The sequence below is a fragment of the Hymenobacter taeanensis genome (assembly GCF_013137895.1).
In the GTDB taxonomy this organism is placed as follows: Bacteria; Bacteroidota; Bacteroidia; order Cytophagales; family Hymenobacteraceae; genus Hymenobacter; species Hymenobacter taeanensis.
In genome coordinates this window covers 3,994,541-4,013,235 of record NZ_CP053538.1, presented here as the reverse complement: position 1 = coordinate 4,013,235, position 18,695 = coordinate 3,994,541, and the positions used below count along the sequence as shown (strand labels likewise).

Annotated in this window: 13 protein-coding genes; 4 read left to right on the top strand and 9 right to left on the bottom strand. The window is 55.6% G+C overall.

Annotated features, from left to right (window positions below; translation table 11 throughout):
* Positions 1-115: 115 nt before the first annotated feature.
* The 7 genes from HMJ29_RS16745 to dnaG form a co-directional block, all read right to left on the bottom strand.
* A complete protein-coding gene (locus HMJ29_RS16745; protein ID WP_171592559.1) occupies positions 116-958 on the bottom strand; it encodes a hypothetical protein in 843 nt (280 codons plus the stop codon).
* Positions 959-1,293: 335 nt separating this feature from the next.
* Positions 1,294-2,532, bottom strand: a complete 1,239-nt coding sequence (locus tag HMJ29_RS16740; RefSeq protein WP_171592558.1) for a bifunctional 3,4-dihydroxy-2-butanone-4-phosphate synthase/GTP cyclohydrolase II — start codon at positions 2,530-2,532, stop codon at positions 1,294-1,296.
* Positions 2,533-2,878: 346 nt separating this feature from the next.
* Positions 2,879-3,682 (bottom strand): pyrroline-5-carboxylate reductase, encoded by an 804-nt coding sequence (gene proC / locus HMJ29_RS16735; protein WP_171593385.1) that lies wholly within the window; start codon positions 3,680-3,682, stop codon positions 2,879-2,881.
* Positions 3,683-3,903: 221 nt separating this feature from the next.
* Positions 3,904-5,100 carry a glycosyltransferase gene (locus tag HMJ29_RS16730; protein WP_171592557.1) on the bottom strand — a complete coding sequence of 399 codons (1,197 nt, stop codon included), beginning with the start codon at positions 5,098-5,100 and terminating at the stop codon, positions 3,904-3,906.
* Complete coding sequence (locus tag HMJ29_RS16725; RefSeq protein ID WP_171592556.1) at positions 5,094-6,347, bottom strand: glycosyltransferase family 4 protein; 1,254 nt, start codon at positions 6,345-6,347, stop codon at positions 5,094-5,096. Before HMJ29_RS16725 ends, HMJ29_RS16730 begins: the two co-directional genes overlap by 7 nt.
* Positions 6,348-6,536: 189 nt before the next feature.
* The gene (locus tag HMJ29_RS16720; RefSeq protein WP_171592555.1) at positions 6,537-7,628 is read right to left on the bottom strand and encodes a potassium channel family protein; all 1,092 of its coding nucleotides are present in this window, start codon (positions 7,626-7,628) and stop codon (positions 6,537-6,539) included.
* Between the two features lie 105 nt (positions 7,629-7,733).
* Positions 7,734-9,806 carry a DNA primase gene (dnaG, locus tag HMJ29_RS16715; RefSeq protein ID WP_171592554.1) on the bottom strand — a complete coding sequence of 691 codons (2,073 nt, stop codon included), beginning with the start codon at positions 9,804-9,806 and terminating at the stop codon, positions 7,734-7,736.
* A gap of 639 nt (positions 9,807-10,445) precedes the next feature.
* On the opposite strand from dnaG, the gene HMJ29_RS16710 reads away from it, so the two are divergent.
* The 3 genes from HMJ29_RS16710 (at position 10,446) to HMJ29_RS16700 (ending at position 15,600) form a co-directional block, all read left to right on the top strand.
* Entirely contained in the window at positions 10,446-13,418 is a 2,973-nt protein-coding gene (locus HMJ29_RS16710) for a T9SS type A sorting domain-containing protein (protein ID WP_171592553.1), read from the top strand.
* Positions 13,419-13,982: 564 nt separating this feature from the next.
* Entirely contained in the window at positions 13,983-15,086 is a 1,104-nt protein-coding gene (locus HMJ29_RS16705; protein WP_171592552.1) for an Mrp/NBP35 family ATP-binding protein, read from the top strand.
* 178 nt (positions 15,087-15,264) lie between these two features.
* The gene (locus tag HMJ29_RS16700) at positions 15,265-15,600 is read left to right on the top strand and encodes a NifU family protein (RefSeq protein WP_171592551.1); all 336 of its coding nucleotides are present in this window, start codon (positions 15,265-15,267) and stop codon (positions 15,598-15,600) included.
* Between the two features lie 98 nt (positions 15,601-15,698).
* Here the strand turns inward: HMJ29_RS16700 and HMJ29_RS16695 are convergent, their stop codons facing one another.
* The gene (locus tag HMJ29_RS16695; RefSeq protein WP_171592550.1) at positions 15,699-16,454 is read right to left on the bottom strand and encodes a DUF6882 domain-containing protein; all 756 of its coding nucleotides are present in this window, start codon (positions 16,452-16,454) and stop codon (positions 15,699-15,701) included.
* A gap of 156 nt (positions 16,455-16,610) precedes the next feature.
* On the opposite strand from HMJ29_RS16695, the gene fahA reads away from it, so the two are divergent.
* Positions 16,611-17,894, top strand: a complete 1,284-nt coding sequence (fahA, locus tag HMJ29_RS16690; RefSeq protein WP_171592549.1) for a fumarylacetoacetase — start codon at positions 16,611-16,613, stop codon at positions 17,892-17,894.
* 161 nt (positions 17,895-18,055) lie between these two features.
* Here the strand turns inward: fahA and cobC are convergent, their stop codons facing one another.
* On the bottom strand, positions 18,056-18,634 hold the full coding sequence (gene cobC / locus HMJ29_RS16685) for an alpha-ribazole phosphatase family protein (RefSeq protein WP_171592548.1): 579 nt from the start codon (positions 18,632-18,634) through the stop codon (positions 18,056-18,058).
* Positions 18,635-18,695 lie beyond the last annotated feature (61 nt).

Below are 18,695 nucleotides of genomic sequence, written 5' to 3'. Positions count from 1 at the left end.
CGCAGGAGGTAAGGGCTTTTGCTGTGAGAAGAGAATAACTATAGTATACTGCTGGGGCTTAGGCTCTGGACTTATGAAGCTACATGCAGCCCCTGGAGCTTGCCCACTCTCTACTTTATTGTTTCACTTTATCACCACTTAGCGAATTGGCATAGTTTACAATGTAGGCCAGCTCACGAGGATCGGTGAAGTCAAGCTTGTTGGTTTTTGCGTACTGCTCAACCTGCCGAGAGTAACTATGAAAGAAGGAAAGCAAATCCTTTTTCGTGTTGCGCAAGGGCAGCACGTTACCGTCGGGCAGGCCCAGAAAGAAGCTGTCTTTTACCTCGGTGTAGTAGGCGGTTGGGCGCCCCATCCCATATGGGGCGCCATAACCATATCCGTAGTCATAAGGCGAGTTATACGTAACGGGGCGTTGCACCAGTCCCTCCCGCCGCAGCAGAATAACGGGTCCGCTGCTGAGCTGCTCAAAGAAACCAGGGGTTCTGAAGTCGCTGTAGTCATTGTCGCGGTTCCAGCGGTAAGTACGGAACACGCGCACCAGCGCCGTATCGGGCCGCTCCCGGCGCCGAGGTAGCGGCATAGAGTTAAAGTAGGGGTTGCCGTAATAGTACCCCTGCCGCATGGCGTAAAAGTCGTCGTAATAATACTGCTCGCGCTGTCGGTTGTATCGCTCTCCCTGCACGGCAAAGCTCTGCACGTTCACGGCCGGCAGCGTACGCACCGTATTATCCGACATGGTCATGGTCAAAATATCCTCAGAGCGGTGCAGCGCCAAAGGGCCAGCAATGGTATCACCGGTAGAGAGCAAAACGGTGGCATTGGTAAACTGCTGAGTAAACCCCTGCCCGCCGCGCTGAGCCTGGGCCTCTAATGCTAAACACAGCAAAGCCGGTAGTAGCAGCCGAAACCCGGGTAGGCCAGTGGTGGAAAAACGGAAGTAATGGGAGGCTTTCATGATAAAGGAAAGATACATTTCCGCAACGGCTTCCTGCGCCAGGATGTTCCCGGAAATGTAGGCTATAGGTGCTAACAAGAGCAGAAATGAAGCTATAGGAAGCTTCGTTTTATAGTGGCCAGTAGTTGGCACTTGCTATTGCTCATCTGAGTGTTCTATAGTTTTAGAGTTGCAAATAGTGTTAGGGTTAAAAACTACCTCTATCAGATCAGAATGACTTTTACTCGACAGGCAACCCAGTCACTATATACTATTTTAAAGAAATCATACAAAAAGCCCCGACTCAGCAGCAAGGCCAGGTCGGGGCTGTAGAGAGCAACTCAGTAAATAAGGATTTACACGGCCGCTTCCGTATCAGGGTGTGGGGTACGGTCTTTGTGCAGGATGGTGTGGCCTAACTTGTCGCGCTTGGTGGTGAGGTAGCGCTCATTGTGCTCATTGGGCTCTACCTCAATAGCCACGGAATCCACAATTTCGAGGCCGTAGCCGATGAGGCCGGTGCGCTTGCGGGGGTTGTTAGACAGCAGGCGCATCTTGCTGATGCCTAAGTCGCGCAGGATTTGAGCCCCCACGCCGTAGTCGCGCTCATCAATGCCGAAGCCAAGTTCTACGTTGGCCTCTACGGTGTCGCGGCCCTGCTCCTGCAGCTTATAGGCGCGCAGCTTGTTTAGTAAGCCTATCCCGCGGCCTTCCTGGTTCATGTACACAATCACGCCGCGGCCTTCGCGCTCAATTTGCTGCATGGCGCGGTGCAGCTGGGGGCCGCAGTCGCAGCGGCAGGAACCGAAGATGTCGCCGGTTACGCAGGAGCTGTGCACGCGCACCAGTACGGGCTCGGGGCCCGAAATATCACCTTTCACCAGGGCCAGATGCTGGGCGTTGGTGGAGGTTTGGGTGTAGGCAATCAGGTCGAAGTCACCGAACTCCGTGGGAAGCTTCACCGAGATTTCGCGGGTAATGAGGCTTTCCTGCTTCAGGCGGTACTTAATCAGGTCCTGCACCGAAATCAGCTTGAGGCCCCACTTGGTGGCCACCTCGCGCAGCTCGGGCAGGCGGGCCATTTCGCCGTCTTCGCGCAGAATCTCTACCAGCACGCCAGCGGGCTCAAAGCCAGCCAGGCGAGCCAGGTCAATGGCGGCTTCAGTATGACCAGCCCGGCGCAGTACGCCCTCTTTGCGCGCTTTCAGCGGGAATATATGGCCAGGCTTACCCAGTTCTTCGGGCTTGGTTTCGGGGTCAATGAGGGCCAGAATGGTCTTGCTGCGGTCAGAAGCGGAAATACCAGTGGTTACACCGTTTTTCAGCAGGTCGATGCTTACGGTAAAGGGCGTGGCGTGCAGGGCGGTATTGCGGCCTACCATCAGCTCCAGGCCCAGCTCTTCGCAGCGCTGCTCAATGAGCGGAGCACACACGAGGCCCCGGCCGTGGGTGGCCATAAAATTAATGACTTCAGGTGTGGCGCAACGGGCGGCGCAAATAAAGTCGCCCTCGTTTTCGCGGTCTTCGTCGTCTACAACCACTACCACCTTTCCGGCGCGGATGTCGGCAATGGCGTCTTCGATGGAATCAAGCATGATTCGCTGATTAGCTAGGAGTGAAATAATTTCGCTGAGCGCCGGATAAGATCATACGGCCGCGAAGCTGGAGGAACAACCACCAACGGCGCCGCGAAGTTACACAAACGGTGAGTTAGTGATGGAGTGACTTAGTAAAGTAGCCTGGCAGCACGGCCAGTGCGAGCAGCACGAAGCAATCCTTCCTTCAACTTCTGTAAGCTTAATTTACCTACACAAAAGCCCTTACTCCCCTGTGGAAGTAAGGGCTTTTATCCTTTTGCAGAAGTGTCATCTTACGCAAGGGAGGATTGCTTCGTGCTGTATCCTCGCTATAACACGCTGCTTAAGGTACTTAGGCACTACCTCATTCACTGGCCAACTCAGTGGCGCGCTGCTGGGCGGCTTTTATGCCGGAAATGAGTGTTTCCTGCAGGCTCCCAGCCCGGAACTCCCGGAGGGCAGCTTCGGTAGTGCCGCCCTTAGAGGCTACGTTGGCAATGAGCTGGTCGAGGCTTTGGTCAGAGTTATTGAGCAGGTGAAAGGCGCCAATCATGGTTTGCTTCACCAGCAGCCCGGCCACTGACTCAGAGAAGCCCAGCTCCTGCCCGGCCCGCATCATGGCCTGCACGATGTAGTAGAAATAGGCCGGCCCGCTCCCGCTCACAGCTGTCACGGCATCAAGCATGCTTTCATCTTCCAGAAAGATGGACCGGCCCGTGGCATTCAACAGGTTCTCTATGCGGTGCATGAGGGTGCGCTCTACCTCGGGCGCGGCCGTAAACCCGGTGATGCCCATGCCTAGCAGCACGGGGGTGTTGGGCATGGCCCGCAGCACTTGCCGGTGATTCAGCTCCCGTTGCAGGCGCGCAATGGGAATACCGCCCATAATAGAGAGAACGGCTTGCTCAGGCCGTAGCACGGCGCGCAGGCTACCGGCAGTTTTGCTGAAATCCTGGGGTTTCACGGCTACTAGCACGATATCGTAAGTGCCCGTTTCTGCCGTTAACTGGCCTACTGGCACATCAGCTTGTGCTAGGCGCAGGCGCTCACACTGGCCATCGTCCTTGCCAATGAGCAGCAGGTCTTCGCGACGAATAAGGTTGTATTGCAGGAAAGCTTTGGCGAAGGCAAGGCCCATGTTGCCGCAGCCCAGAATAGCGATGCGTATGTTTTCCATGAGCGCCAAGGTACTAGGCTACGTGGACTGTAGGCTAAAAATGACCAACATGCATCATCTGATTTCTGCTGGCGAAGCGTCTCCAAGGCTTCGTTTAGCAAGCTACAAGCTAGGCCAGTGGATAAGCCAGAGATAAAGATGCTTCAGCTGCGCTCAGCATAACGGCCAATTTTAGCTCATACTCTCTCTTGTTCAAATGAGCATTCATGCTCCTACTTGCTCTGTTGAAACCGCTGGGTAGGCTCCCAGACCGTGGAGCGCACACCGCGCAGAAAGCGCCAAAGCCCCACAAACAAGGCGGCGTTCATGCTGTAAAAGTGCGTGATGAAGCGGAGCAACCGGGAGTGCGTGCCCACTCGGCGCAGGGCCACATCTAAGAGCAACAGCAAGGGTACGCCCACCTGGCCTAGCAGCGTGAGCCTGTAAACCCAGCCGGCCCCCAGCGCCACCAGCACAGCATTGGCCAGCAACATGAGCACCAGCAGCAGCGGCGTGAGCCAGCGCAACACCTTATGCGACCAAAACGCGAAGCTCACCCCGTGCCAGGGCGGCCACAAGAGTCGCCGGAAAGCCAGCAGGTTCTGGAAGTTGCCAGCCGAGATACGCGCCTTCCGCCGGAACTCCTCTGGTAGCCGGTCAGAAACGTCCTCGTAGCACACTGCATCAAGCTCATTGATAGCCTGGTAGCCATCTTGCAGCACCGCCATGGAAATGAAGAAGTCATCCACCAGAAATGAGGCCGGCGCCGGGTGGTAGCAGGCGCGGCGTACGGCAAAGCAGCCCCCAAAGGCCCCAATCATGGCACCCCACACTATGCCTTCCTGAAACTTAATTAAGTTCTCCCGCTCCAGATAGGCCTTTTCCTGACCCGATATTCCCTCCCGCCGGTGCTCGGGGTTTATAATGTTGCCCCCTACCTGGCCTACCACTGGGTTGCAGAAGTGCTTGACGAGCTGATAGATCGTATCGGGCGCGAAAAAAACGTTGGCGTCGGTGAGCACCAGAACCGGGGCGGTGGCCTCCTGGCCTAGCGCCTCTATTACACCGGGCTTGCCGGTGCGCTGGCTAAATGGACGGAACCGTAGGCCAGGGTACTCCTGCGCCAGCCGCTGCACAAGGGCGTTGGTACCGTCCTGGGAGTTATCGGAGCCGATGTAAAAGGTGAGCTTATGGAGCGGATAGGTGGTGGTAAAAGTGGTGCGGATTTTCTCCTCTATCACCTGCTCCTCGTTATACACGGCCAGCAGAATATCCACAGCGGGCAAATCGGGAGCATCGGGGGCGTACACCTGCTGATTCTGGCGGCGGGAGCGGGCCATGCGGGCCAGCAGCAGCGGGAACAGCACGTAGGTATGCGCCACCAGCAACAGGCTCATCCATAACACAAAAGCGGCCACTACCCCTAGCATTTGGCTCGCTCAGGGAGTAAGATGGTGTACAAATCCTGGAAGCTTTCCACCACGCGCTGGTTATCATATAGCCGGGCAATGGTGTGGGCGGCTTCGAGGCCAATAGCAAGGTGGCCTAGCTCGTTGCGGTAATAGCGGCCAATGCACTCTACCCAGGCGGTAGGCTCATCGCGCAGCACAATATCAAAGCCGTCGCGCACGTGAATGCCTTCGGAGCCGAGGCAGGTGCTGATGATGCACTTGCCCAGCGCCATGCCCTCAATAATCTTGATGCGCATACCGCCCCCGCTCAGCAGCGGTACCAGCATTACATCATATTGCTGCATAAACGCCGCCGCCGACTCCACAAACCCGTGTACTACAATGCCGGGCACTTTCAGCTGCTGGAAGCGCAGGGGCATTTCCTTGCCGGCAATGTGCAGCTCCAGATCAGGGTAAAGTTTGGACACCGTAGGCCACACGTGAGCCAGCAGCCAGTCGAGGCCCTCCTGGTTGGGCAGCCAGTCAAGGGAGCCAATCATGAAGAGCGTGCGGGGCTTGGGGTTGATGCGCGGGTCGGGCTGGAACCGGGCCATGTCTACGCCCGCGGGCACAAATACCACGGGCTCCTGGCAGCCCATGGCGCGCAAGCGGCGCTGGTCGGGCTCGGTAATGGCGGCTACGGCGTCGAACTGCGGAAACACATGCTCCTCAAAGCGGCGCAGACGCTGGGCCAGGTGGCGCAGATACACGCGCTTAAGCACGTTGTGCTCCCGCTCAGCCAGCATCTGCCAAATAGTGTACTCCACGTTATGAGCCCGAAATACCACCGGTAGCTCCGGCGCCAGGCGCTTGAGTGTTTCGATGTACCAGGCGGCTAGGCTTCCTTCAATCTGGGCGACGTCAAACTGCTCCGCACGCAGGAGCTCCAGCAGCTTCGCCTCCACCTCAGGGCTCACAAAGCGCTCAATATTATAGGGCAGCTTGCTGAACAGCAGGTTGCGCAGGGCGTTTACCGGTGAAAGGCGCGTATCCACTTCCACGGGCACCAGGCGCACGTTGGGACCCAGGTGGTCGAGCACTTCGGCGGGCTGATGGTGCTTGGGGGTATTGAGGGCCAGCACCGTCACGCGGTGGCCGGCCCGCGCCAGGCCTGCCGTTACATCATACATGGCAATAGCGCCTCCATCGGTGGGCGGATACGGAACGCGCGGACAGAGCTGCAGGATGTGCACGGAAGCGAGGAAATCTGGGCCAGAAGTGCACAAAGCTACGCAGGAGCAACCGACATGCAGCGGCTCCTGGTAGCAGGCAACCGCTAAAGCACAACGCATCAATGCCTTTCCTAGCGTATAGCCAGTACCTGATTAGGCAGAAAGCGGCGTAGCCATTGAACAGCAACGGCCTGTAAACTGCTAGCCTTACAGACAGAACCGTTTTGTCATGCGTAGTTTACCTTAACGCTTCGACTCCCCTGCTTCCTTCCGAAACTGGTTTAGCACAGTAGTGATCTGCTCATCGGTACCCAGAAACAGAAATACGTCGCTGGGGCCCGGTATCAGATCGGCAGACGGGCTCACCACCAATTCGCCATCGTGGCGCTTTAGGCCAATGACCGTGGCCCCGGTGCGGGACCGAACATTCAGGTCGCGGATGCTGAGCCCCTGGAGCTCCTGCCGCATCTCGCTGGTGCTAAGCTCCTCCAGCCGCAGCTTTCTGGGGCCTAGGCCACTGATCATGTCCAGAAACCGGATTACCTCGGGCCGCATAACCAGGTTTGCCATGTGCGAGCCGCCAATTTCATCGGGCATCACTACGGAGTCGGCGCCGGCCCGCAGCAGCTTGGTTTCGCTGCTTTTCAGGCTGGCGCGGGCAATAATGGTGATGTGCGGATTAAGCTCGCGGGCTGTGAGGGCCACAAACACGTTATCGGCATCTTTGGGCAGAGCCGTAATAATGGCGCGGGCCCGGGCTATACCCGCCCCCCGCATGGTTTCATCGAGGGTGGCGTCGCCGATAACCGAGGCAATGGCTTCGCTGGAGTCCTCCACGGCATCCTTCAGCAGGCTGTCGTTCTGTTCTACCACTACTACCTGCGCCCCACTAGCCCGCAGCTCGTGGTAGGCCTTCTGCCCATTGCGCCCAAAGCCGCAGACAATTACGTGGTTTTCGAAGCGACGAATTTCCTGGTCGTTTTTCAGCATGGCGAACATGTTGCGCAGGCCCCCGTCGAAGATGTAGGTGGTAAGCACCGACAACAGGTAGGCCAGCATCAAGAGGTTAAAGAAAATATACAGCGACACAAATACCCGCCCGGCCGGCGACATGGGGTGCAACTCCCCAAATCCCACCGTTGATACGGTTATCATGGTCATGTAGAAGGCATCGATGAAGTTGAACTTCTCAATCCACATGAAGCCGCCAATGCCCACGGCAAAGCTGCTGGCCGTGAGCACCAGCGCGCCCACAAACCGACTAAGATTAAAACGGTGCCAGATGGCGCGCACGTAGCGCAAAGCCCCCGACGAGTTAGACTTCGATTCAGGCATAAAATGACAGGCCTACAAGCGAGTGTAGCGGGGTGAAGGTACCTTCTACTTTCGGAGTGTACACAATGTTCCTGCCAGGGCCGGCTCCAACGGCCGCTAAGTCAATTAAGCTCCCCTGGGAATAACCGTCCCGAGCATGCTGGCCAGTTGGTTGTCCATTTGCTTAAGCAGCCGGATGGTTTGCAGGTGCTCCATCATGGTGTCATCATCAAGGGGGTGGCGCAGGGCTTCGAGGCGTACGGCCAGCTCCCGCTCCACGTTTACCTTATTGAGGCGCAGAATAGCGTTATCGCAGGCAATCTGCAGCTGATCCAGTTCCCGGGGTACGTAAATCTGGTGAGTAGTCCAGTTGGGGCTGAGTTCGTACTTTTCCGTGGCCAGCTCCGCTACCAGGGCCCTGATATCACTACGCCCATGCTGGATGAGGGTGCGCACCTCGGGCCAGCGGCCCTGCTCCAGCTCCTCGCGGCACAGGTGCAGCAGGTCGCCGTAGATGCCGGTTTTAAAGGGAGTGTCGTCGAGTTGCTGCAGCAGGTATTGCGCCACGCTTACCTCCGGAGCCAGCGGCTGGGGTGAGTACAGCAGCAATAGGCGCACCACCTCCCGTTCGCAGCTTTCCTGCACATCGGGCACAGGCTCCAGGTCTTCCTTGGGCGCCAAGAAGGTGTCGCCGCCGTTTCCGGCCAGGTCTTCGGGAGAGGCACCGTACATGAGCGCTTCGGCCTCTTCTTCGGGGCTCATAGGCCTGGGAGCCGGCCGCGGGGCTGCAGTACCAGGGCCGGCAGCGGCGCTGCTCCCACCACCAGCGCTGCCCGTGGAGCTGGGGTTGCCACCGGCGGCTTTGCCCGTAGCGTTGCGCACCAGCTTGTTGTACTCCGTAATCAGCACCTGCTCATCAATGCCAAAGGCATGCGAGGTTTGCTGCAGAAATACCTGCCGCTTAATGGGGTCGGGCACTTTGCCAATGCTTTGCAGCACGTCGCGGATGGCCTCGGCCTTTTTCACCGGGTCCTGGGCGGCTTCGCGGGCTACCAGGTCCGTTTTAAACTGAATGAAGTCCTGGCTGGCGTTTTCGAGGTGGTCCTTGAAACGCTGGTCGCCTACTTTCCGAATGTAGCTGTCGGGGTCGTCACCATCGGGGAACAGCACCACGCGCACGTTCAGGCCACCTTCCAGCAGCATGTCAATGCCCCGCAGCGAGGCCCGGATGCCGGCCGCGTCGCCGTCGTAGAGCACCGTTACATTATCCGTATAGCGCTTGATCAGGCGGATCTGCCCATCGGTGAGTGAGGTTCCCGATGAGGCCACCACGTTCTTGATGTCGCCCTGGTGTAGGCTCAGCACATCTAGGTAGCCCTCTACCAGATAACACAGCTCTTCGGTCCGGATAGCCTGGCGGGCCTGGTACAGGCCATAAAGCACATCCGACTTGTGATAAATCTCTGACTCAGGCGAGTTGAGGTACTTGGCGGTTTTATCGTTGGGCTTGAGCGTACGCGCCCCAAAGCCAATCACACGGCCCGAGACATTATGAATCGGGAACATCACGCGGCCCCGGAAACGGTCGTAGCGGCGGCCAGTATCCTTGCCCTGCTCGTCTTCGCGGGTAATGATGAGGCCCGTCTTTTCCAGGTATTTGCGCTGATGGCCCTGCTTCTCGGCAGTTTTCAGGAGGTCGTCCCACTGATCGAGGGAGTAGCCCAGCTCGAAGGTTTTGATGGTAGCCTGGTTCAGGCCCCGCTGGCGCAGGTAGCTAAGCCCGATGCTCTGGCCTTCATCGGTGTTGAGCAGCAGGCTATGGTAGTGGTCTTTAGCCCAGTTAGAAACGATGAACTGCGAGTCCTTCTCATTCTGCGCCAGCTGCTCCTCGGGGGTCTTTTCCTCCTCCTCTACATCAATGCCGTACTTCTTGGCGAGGTACTTCAGGGCCTCCACATAGCTGGTGCCCTCAATATCCATGATAAACTGCACTACCCCACCGGCCTTGCCGCAGCCAAAGCACTTATAGAGCCCCTTAGCCGGCGCCACCGAGAAGCTCGGCGACTTCTCGTGGTGGAAAGGGCAGCAGGCCCACATGTTCTGGCCTTTGCGCTTCAGCGAGACAAAGTCGCCCACCACCTCCACAATATCGGCGTGATGAATAATTTGATCAACGGTTTCCTTCGGGATGCGAGCCATACACCTACAAAGGTAGGCACGAACCTGATCTGCCTTACGCAGCTTTTCACAGGTGGCCTAGAACTCGCTGGTTTTATTCTTGTAGCCGCTATATACAGCTGTACTGTCAGTGCAGCTCAAGTACTGTCTAATGAGTTCTGGCCTTGCAACCCCAATGTAGCTAACAATGCTACGTTGTGGCGCTTAACCACAAGTCAGAGCCAGTTTCGCAACTCTGCTTGGTGCACCTCTTTTAATACTTCAAAAGCCGCCCTATACCTCTGGTGTCCGCCTCCTGGCCCTTGGTGCAGGAAGTAAGTACCAAGGGCACAAGGCTTTGATGCCAGCTTTATCATTTATTGAAAGACTCTCATTATAAGCGCATTACCATAATTTAAATTATATAAGTGGTGAATCAAGACAAATTAAAAGTGTATTTTCCATAACTTTATAACAAAATCAATATTTCAACCACGCATAAATATAGACATAGAAAGACACTTTTTCTATCAACCTATCATTTAAACTCTCATTATTAGATGGTTAATTTTAATATTAAACAACAAACCATAAGTCAATTACCTCTCGCAATAATTATAATTTTATAATTATTGCACTCTTTCAATTGTATACATAACAGTACTGTTTACTTCTCAAGTAATGACAACAACTCTACCTTACGTTTGCTCATTCCTGCTGATGCTTGGGCTGTCTTTGGGGCAGGCTACGGCCCAGGCGCCGAGCAGCACGGTTGCCTTATATGTGAATGACGCCGCAACTACCGGCGACGTTTTCACTACCGCTGCCGGAAGTGATGCGACTGGCAACGGCTCCACGGCGGCGCCTTACGCCACAATTGCTCGGGCCCTGGCCCAGGCAGATTCCGGTACCCAAACGATTTTTATCGACGCTGGCACCTATAAGGAGCGTATCATCCTCAATAAGAACGTGAACCTGCGAGGAGCAGGTACTGCCACGGCCCAACCAGCGAGTGCAACCATTTTCGAGGGCGGCCTCCAGCCTAATCCAACCCAAACCCTGGAGGTTGGGCTGCTGCTCACTGCCAGCGGCGGCACAAGCACTCAGCCTCTCCGGATTGCTAACCTCACCATACGTGCTTACGACTTCGGCATCCAGACCGATGGCGCAGCACGCGCCAACGTGTTGGTAGAAGACGTGGAAACTATTGCCAACCGACAGTGCGGTATTTTCTGGAACTGCCTGGGAGGTGCTCAAAACCTTACCTTCCGGCGAGTAACGGCTTCTCGCAGCGCTGAGGGAGCCAACACCAACAGTAATGGAGCAGGCCGTGGCTTGTTTCTGGTAAACGGCCACAAGCAGAATATTGTGATTGAGAACGGCGTGTTCGAGGGCAACCGCCGTAGCGGCATCGATGTGAACGATGGCAGCGTGAGCGGGCTGGTTGTGCGCGGTAACCTGTTCGAGCAAAACCTGGAGCCAGCTTTGGCTGTGTTAGGCGCCGGAGGTCAGCGCGACGCCAATGGCACCTTTACCAGCTCGTCCGCCCTTATTGAAGGCAATATTATCCGAAACAATGCGGCGGTAGGTATGGAGCTGAAATCGTGTACCGGTAATGGTCAGCGGAGCGGGGCGGGCAGTTTCGTGGTGCGCAACAACTATATAGCTCGCCCCTTGAGTGCCTCGGCAGCCCTAAGCATTGATCATGCGGGCATTGTATTCATTGACCGTGACCGGAACGTTATTAATGCGGGCGGCGGCCGTAACGGCGACTTACTCACGGGTGGTGCTTACATTCAGGGAAATACCATTCGTGGCTTCTTGGCCGATGCATCCAGCTCAGCTAGCTTTTTTAATGGGTTTGGTGTGGTTATAGAGGGCATCAGCAACAAAGTTTTCGGCAATGTGGTTGCGCAGTGTCAGATTGCGGTGCAGGTGCAGGACCGGCCTGACAATAGCACCGGCGCCACCCCTTTCTTTAACATGTCCCGCAACGGCTACCTTCCCTCCGTAGGCGACAGTGTTCGAGGCAACCGATTAGATAGCTGCGTCACGGCCATTCGGGCTATTAACCTGACCAACGTAGTAGATGCTTCATTGAACTGGCTCGGCAGTTCCCTACCCGCCACCGTGCGCGGCACAGCGGGCATCGACGGGTCTGTGGTAACGTTAGGCGGGCCAACTACCAATTTTGCGCCTGTATCCAGCTTTGCGCCTACCGGCCTGATTGACTTTTCGCCCTATCTCCATACCGCCGCCGATGCTGGAGCAGCATCTGGCGCTGCCACCATGTATGCGTATCTGCATACAGAGGCTAACAGCCCGCAGGCCGGACCAGTACCCCCTCTACAAGAGGCAGCTAATCTGCTAGCTGACAATGGCACCCTAAACGCCACTGACGGCCTCTATAAGGGTGATGTGATGGTAACACGCAGCCTGACTCTGGTTAACACCGGGGCTACCTCCTTACAGAACCTGACGCTGAATGCGCCTGGTAAAAACCTGACCATGGCCGCTCCTTTTACCCTGACGGGGGCCCTTACATTAATCCAAGGGCTGCTGCAAACCTCCCCCTCTGCCCTGCTTACCGTCAGCAACCACGCCACGGCCACGGAAGGCAGCCCCAGTTCTTATGTTGAAGGTCCAATCCGTAAGCAAGGCGGGCAGGCATTTGTGTTTCCCCTGGGGAAAGGCGGCCAATGGGCCCGACTAAGCATTACGGCTCCAGCAGACACTACTACGACTTTCACAGCTGAATACATACCGGCTTCTTTCACCATTCGCACGGCTACGGCCCCCTTGAGTGAGGTAAGCCAGGTTGAACACTGGATTTTGGAAGGGTCAGCCTCAGCTAGTCCGGTTACGGTAGGACTGTATTGGGAAAACGCTTTCCGCAGTGGCATAGACGACTTTTCGCAGGATCTGCAGGTAGCACGCTATAATGGCAGTGCTTGGACAACTGTCGGAAATAGTAGCCTGGGGGGCGGTTTGAGCGCAGGCGTTGTAGCATCGGGCCAACCGGTCAGCGGCTCTGGCATCTTTACGTTTGGCTCTCTATCGCCAACTATCAACCCGCTTTCAACCCAGATGTCGAGCTTTACCGCGGCTCAGCCACAGCCGGGCACAGTGGATTTGGAATGGTCTATGACCAGCGAAGGCAGCACGGCCGGCTATGCCGTAGAGCGTTCCCCTGATGCCAGTACGTGGCAGCAAATTGCCCTTGTTGCCAGTCAGGGCATTACGGCCCAACCGCTGAAGTACACCTTTCAGGATCAGGGAGTAGCAAATATGAAACAGGCTTTTTACCGGTTGCGGCAGTCGGGTGCCAGTGGCGTACGCTACTCTGAGATAAAAACCGTTCTACTTCGTGCAAGCATTCTGGCTGTAGCGAAAGAGCAGTCAAACCAATTCGCCCTGTACCCGAATCCGGCCACTGACCGCGTAACGCTGTTACTGCCAAAGGCTACTCCGGAGCCTGTACAAATTACTCTGCGTGACTTGAGTGGTCGTACTGTTCTAAACCATACCCTAAATAAAATCACCCAACTGGCGGTTCCTCTGCAACTACCTGCTTTCTTAAATGCTGGCGTATACCTACTGTATCTACAGGGTACTGGGCTCCCTCTCATTCCACAGCAGTTAATTCTACACTAATCAAAAGCTGCTTAACATACAAAAGGCTGCCTTACGGGCAGCCTTTTGTATGTTAAGCATTTACAGCCTTAAAAGATCCAGCATAGACTTAACATATTTGTTTAAACTCATTTTCTGACCTGCAATACAGCTAATTTGGCCTCCTTGCGCATTCCTTCATTAAGCCGCAGATCATTTCTGCCTACATGTAAGGGGCAGCAATAGCCGCAATGGCAATACTAAATCACTTCATTTGCTAAATAACCATCCAGCTGGTGCTAAGCAACTCTCAGAAAGCAAGGAAGCTGTTGACTTGGGTGATTTTCTAAACTGCGTCAGTTTCATCAGAAAAGACCGGCTGATTACTGCTTTTACCTGAGTATCTGATTAGTGAAGAGACAGCTGAAATAACGTCATAGAGAGAAATAATGGTTTTAGGCAGATGCCTTCTAATCTCTCAGCCCTGTGGCACTCGTTTTCACTAAACGCCAGGAGTGTATTTTACTGTTCCTTTCCAAGCAACTTCCGGCGTTGATTCCGGGTTATCTTTGCGCTTTGCATCTGCACTTTCCCGACTGACATATAATGGCAACTATCACCAAAGAAGACGTTCTCAAGGCCCTGAGCTACGTGGAGGAGCCTGACCTGGGCAAAGACCTCGTAACGCTCAACATGATTGAGGACGTGGTAATTGAAGGCAACCGCGTATCGTTTACGGTGGTTCTTACCACCCCGGCCTGCCCGCTTAAGCAGCTCATTCACGATGCCTGTGAGCGGGCCATCCATACGATGGTAGACAAAGACGCTGAAGTGGTTATTGTGATGACCTCGCGCGTGACCACCATGCGCCAGAACCGCGACATCCTGCCCGGCGTCAAGAACATTATCGCCATAGCCTCGGGCAAGGGTGGTGTGGGCAAAAGCACGGTTACGGCTAACCTGGCCATTGCCCTGGCCAAATCTGGCGCCAAGGTGGGCCTGGTTGATGCTGACATTTCGGGCCCTAGCATGCCACTGATGTTTGGCGTAGAAGATGCCCGCCCGCACGTGTACCAGTCTGCGGAGGGTCGTAACCTGATTCAGCCCGTGGAGGCGCATGGCGTAAAGCTGATGAGCATCGGCTTCCTGGCCCCCGCCGAGTCGGCTATTGTGTGGCGCGGCCCCATGGCATCGTCGGCGCTGAAGCAGTTCATTACGGAGGTAGAATGGGGCGAGCTGGACTACCTGCTCCTCGACATGCCTCCCGGAACCTCCGACATCCACCTGACCATGGTGCAGACGGTGCCCGTTACTGGCTCACTCATCGTAACCACGCCGCAAAAAGTGGCCCTAGCCGATGCCGAGAAAGGCCTGCAAATGTTCCGCCTGCCCCAGATCAATGTTCCCGTTCTGGGCATTGTGGAGAACATGGCCTGGTTTACCCCCGCCGAGCTGCCCGATAACAAGTACTTCATCTTCGGGGAAGGCGGCGGCAAAGGTCTCGCCGCGAAGCACGAGGTACCGCTGCTAGGCCAGATTCCGCTGGTGCAGAGCATCCGCGAAAACGGCGACCAGGGCACACCTGCCATTTTGCAGACCGGCACGCCAGCTGCGGAGGTATTCGAGCAGTTGGCCGAAGAACTGGCCCGCCAGGTGAGCATCCGGAACGCGGTGGCTCCTAAAACGAATATCGTGGAGATGAACCGGTAACTGCACCGGTTTAGCAGGCGTTTAGGCCTTCGCTGAACGCTCCTCGAACTTACCCTGCCAGCTTTTGGTTGGTTCTTAAACAGTCAATAGCTGTATCTTTACCCGGTGTTACTTGCTAGGCCACTCCTTACACGGGCCTGGAAACGCACCATCAGCGCCGTCCCAAACCCCGCGATTCATGAATTTATCTGCCACCGTCGAAGCACATCCGCTCCTCCCCCGCATCGAGCAGGCCCTGGATACCATCCGGCCCTACCTGGCTGCCGACGGAGGCAATGTGCGCGTGCTGGAAATCACCGACGATATGGTGCTGCGCCTGGAGCTTCTGGGCGCCTGTGGCACCTGCCCGATGTCGCCGATGACGCTGAAAGCCGGCGTGGAAGAGTCGGTGAAAAAGGCTGTTCCGGAGATTCGCTCCGTAGAAGCCGTGAACGTAACGCCCATGAGCGAGCAGCCCGCCGGTCAAACCGGCCACCCCGTTTCGCCCGCTCCGGTGCCTACGCCGCAGTTTTAATTCCTAAGTTCTCTTAATATTAAGCCGGCTTCTCTTACGAGGAGCCGGCTTTTTCTGTAGGTCAAACGCTATTTGTTAAGCTAAACCCATGCTATGCTTTATTTGTACCCAAGATTTAATTCTTTTATTTCGAAATAACAACTTTCACAAACAAGCCTGATATCTGCAAAAGCCATCGAATTATCATTCCATCCGCCCTCTTTTTGCCTTACCTGCTCACACTTATCACACCAGGCTTGAAAATCATCGTCTTCTTCAAGCTCCATGTTTTCATAGGTTTCAAATGATTCTTCAAAACCTGCTTTGGCACGGGTATTTAAATGATTGCAGATGAATGCCCTCCTACCGTATTCATGAGTACCACATTTAATATATTTATCTTTAATATTTTGCGCAGTTTCCTTATCAACGAATTCTAGCAAAACCATAAAGACTAATAGGTGCTCTGAAATGGGTCTATAAACCCCTATACTGTTGGTAAGCTTAGCGGTTATTGCAGTAAATTCCCACGCCTCTTCCTCACTACTTTCAAAATAACCATCGGTTAGCTTGCTAAACTCTGACTGATAACCAAAATCCTTTACAGTGATTATTTCCTCTTTTATAGTAGGTAAAGTATTCTCATTATCCCACGACCATTTCCATGTATTAGTTTGTCTAGAAAAAGTTCCAACCGATAAATATTTGAAGTTGATTTCTTCTTCCCCAGTTGAAAAAGTTAGCAAACCTGTAGATTGATTATAAAACCAGTTCTCATACCATTCAATATCGTATTCGCTTTTGAATTCATCCTGCAAATCTATTAAATCCTGCAGACAAGATTGGGCGAAATCACTATATATCAACTGATTCATAATTATTTTCGATTGGAAATGGATTAGCTGTGCTAGTGCATTTGAAGAAGAGAGAAGAAAGGTACAAGTAGCACTTCCATTCTCCAAAGCTTCTTATCTACTTGCCATTCCCCTCGCCCCGCTACCTTTGCCCCTCCTTCCACTACCCAACCCACAATGGCTAACCCGAACGACCCCGCGCTCCGCTCCTGGATTGATATTGTTCCTGAAAGTGACTTCCCGATTCAGAATCTGCCATTTGGCGTATTTGAAACCGATGAGCGTGGGCCGCGCGTGGGGGTGGCCATCGGCGAGTATGTGCTGGACTTATATGCCGTAGCTCAATTCGGGTTTTTTGAGGACCTGGACCTGGGGCCGAAGATGCCCAAGATATTTCGCCGCCGCAGCCTCAACCAGTTTATTGCCCTGGGCCGGCCGGCGTGGCGGGCCGTGCGGCAGCGCGTTTCGGAGCTGCTGCGCCACGACAATGATGCACTACGCTCCGATGAGGTGATGCACGAGTGCTTGGTGCGCCAGAGCGAGGTGCGGATGCTGCGCCCCATAAAGCCCCAGAACTACACCGACTTTTACAGCAGCATTGAGCACGCTACTAACGTGGGCATGATGTTCCGCGACCCCGCCAACGCCCTGCTGCCCAACTGGCGTCACATTCCCATCGGCTACCACGGTCGGGCCAGCAGCATCGTGGTGAGCGGCACCGATATCCGGCGCCCCAATGGGCAGCGCAAGGCCCCTGATGCTGCTTCTCCCACATTCGGCCCCTCGCAGCAGCTTGATTTTGAGCTGGAAATGGCCTTCGTAGTAGGCCGCAGCACTCAACTCGGCGACACAGTGCCCATCCAAAACGCCGAGGACTACATCTTCGGGATGGTGCTGTTCAACGACTGGAGCGCCCGCGACATTCAGAGCTGGGAGTACGTGCCGCTAGGACCGTTCCTGGGCAAGAGCTTCGGTAGCAGCGTGTCGGCGTGGGTGGTAACGCTGGATGCGCTGGAGCCCTTCCGGGTGGCCGGCCCGGTGCAGGAGCCCGAGCCCCTGCTCTACCTGCGCCAGCTTGATGAGCATAATTTTGACATTAACCTGGAGGTAGGAATTCAGCCGGAAGGTGGCCTGGAAACCACCGTTTCCCGCTCCAACTTCGGCCTTATGTACTGGAGCATGGCCCAGCAGCTCACGCACCAGGCCTCCAACGGCTGCAACCTGCAGGTAGGCGACCTGTACGCCAGCGGCACCATCTCGGGCACCACCCCCGATTCGTTGGGCTCAATGCTGGAGCTTGCCTGGCGCGGCACCCGCCCCGTGCCCCTCGCCGATGGCTCGGAGCGCAAGTTCCTGCAAGATGGCGACACCGTAACGATGCGCGGCTACTGTGAGAAAGATGGCCTACGCCTTGGATTCGGGGAGGTAATCGGCACGGTACTCCCCGCTCCCATAATCTAGGCCACTCATGTAGTGCTCCTTTGAACTATAAGCCCGCCCTGCTCATTCATGGCGGGCTTGTTCATTCTGGGCCATACCCTAGCCCGGTATCCTGAACTTTCCGCGCCTAAAGCAAGTGCTCTGATGCCATCCATACTGGCCTAGCGCTTTGTTCTCACGGGTTATGCGTTTGTGTAGGCCACGTTGAACTGCCCTTGGCGGTTGCGCACTTTGGTAATGGAGCCATAGTCGATATCTAAGCGGAAGGCATGGGCTAGCGGCAGGCCCAGGCAGTGGCACAGGAGGCTACGAATAACGGCCGAATGACTAACGATAACAATCGTCGCATCAGGCTCGGCAGTGGCCAGTGCCTCGGTCAAGAATGCCGTAGCGCGGTGGTGCAGGGCCTGGAAGGTCTCGCCGCCAGGGGCGGGCACGTGCACAAAATCGGCCATCCAGGGGTTTACCTCATGGGCGGGTAACGCATCCCAGGGCTGCAGCTCCCATTGCCCAAAGTCGTACTCCATAAGGCGGTCGTCAAGCATGAGGCCCGTCGGCACCAGAGCCTCCGCTAGTTGGCGGCAGCGGCGCAAGGGGCTTGCGTAGGCCACCAGTGAACCAGCCAACACCATTGGCTCCAGGCGGGCGCGCACAGCGGCTTCGTCCTCGGCATACGTAGCAGCCACGTCCACATCGGAGCGGCCGTAGCAGATGCCGGGGGCAGTGGCCACTTTAGTGTGCCTGACTAGGTAAATGTCCATACTGGTGAGTGAAAGAGTTAGACCACGGCAACCGGCGTATTGCCGCTTCACCTTGTCAGTC

Coding starts and splice junctions, on each gene's coding strand:
- dnaG (WP_171592554.1), bottom strand. CDS start 9,806: ATGGCTCGCATCCCGAAGGAAACCGTTGATCAAATTATTCATCACGCC.
- HMJ29_RS16740 (WP_171592558.1), bottom strand. CDS start 2,532: ATGCTTGATTCCATCGAAGACGCCATTGCCGACATCCGCGCCGGAAAG.
- HMJ29_RS16720 (WP_171592555.1), bottom strand. CDS start 7,628: ATGCCTGAATCGAAGTCTAACTCGTCGGGGGCTTTGCGCTACGTGCGC.
- fahA (WP_171592549.1), top strand. CDS start 16,611: ATGGCTAACCCGAACGACCCCGCGCTCCGCTCCTGGATTGATATTGTT.
- cobC (WP_171592548.1), bottom strand. CDS start 18,634: ATGGACATTTACCTAGTCAGGCACACTAAAGTGGCCACTGCCCCCGGC.
- HMJ29_RS16745 (WP_171592559.1), bottom strand. CDS start 958: ATGAAAGCCTCCCATTACTTCCGTTTTTCCACCACTGGCCTACCCGGG.
- HMJ29_RS16705 (WP_171592552.1), top strand. CDS start 13,983: ATGGCAACTATCACCAAAGAAGACGTTCTCAAGGCCCTGAGCTACGTG.
- HMJ29_RS16730 (WP_171592557.1), bottom strand. CDS start 5,100: ATGCTAGGGGTAGTGGCCGCTTTTGTGTTATGGATGAGCCTGTTGCTG.
- HMJ29_RS16710 (WP_171592553.1), top strand. CDS start 10,446: ATGACAACAACTCTACCTTACGTTTGCTCATTCCTGCTGATGCTTGGG.
- HMJ29_RS16700 (WP_171592551.1), top strand. CDS start 15,265: ATGAATTTATCTGCCACCGTCGAAGCACATCCGCTCCTCCCCCGCATC.
- HMJ29_RS16695 (WP_171592550.1), bottom strand. CDS start 16,454: ATGAATCAGTTGATATATAGTGATTTCGCCCAATCTTGTCTGCAGGAT.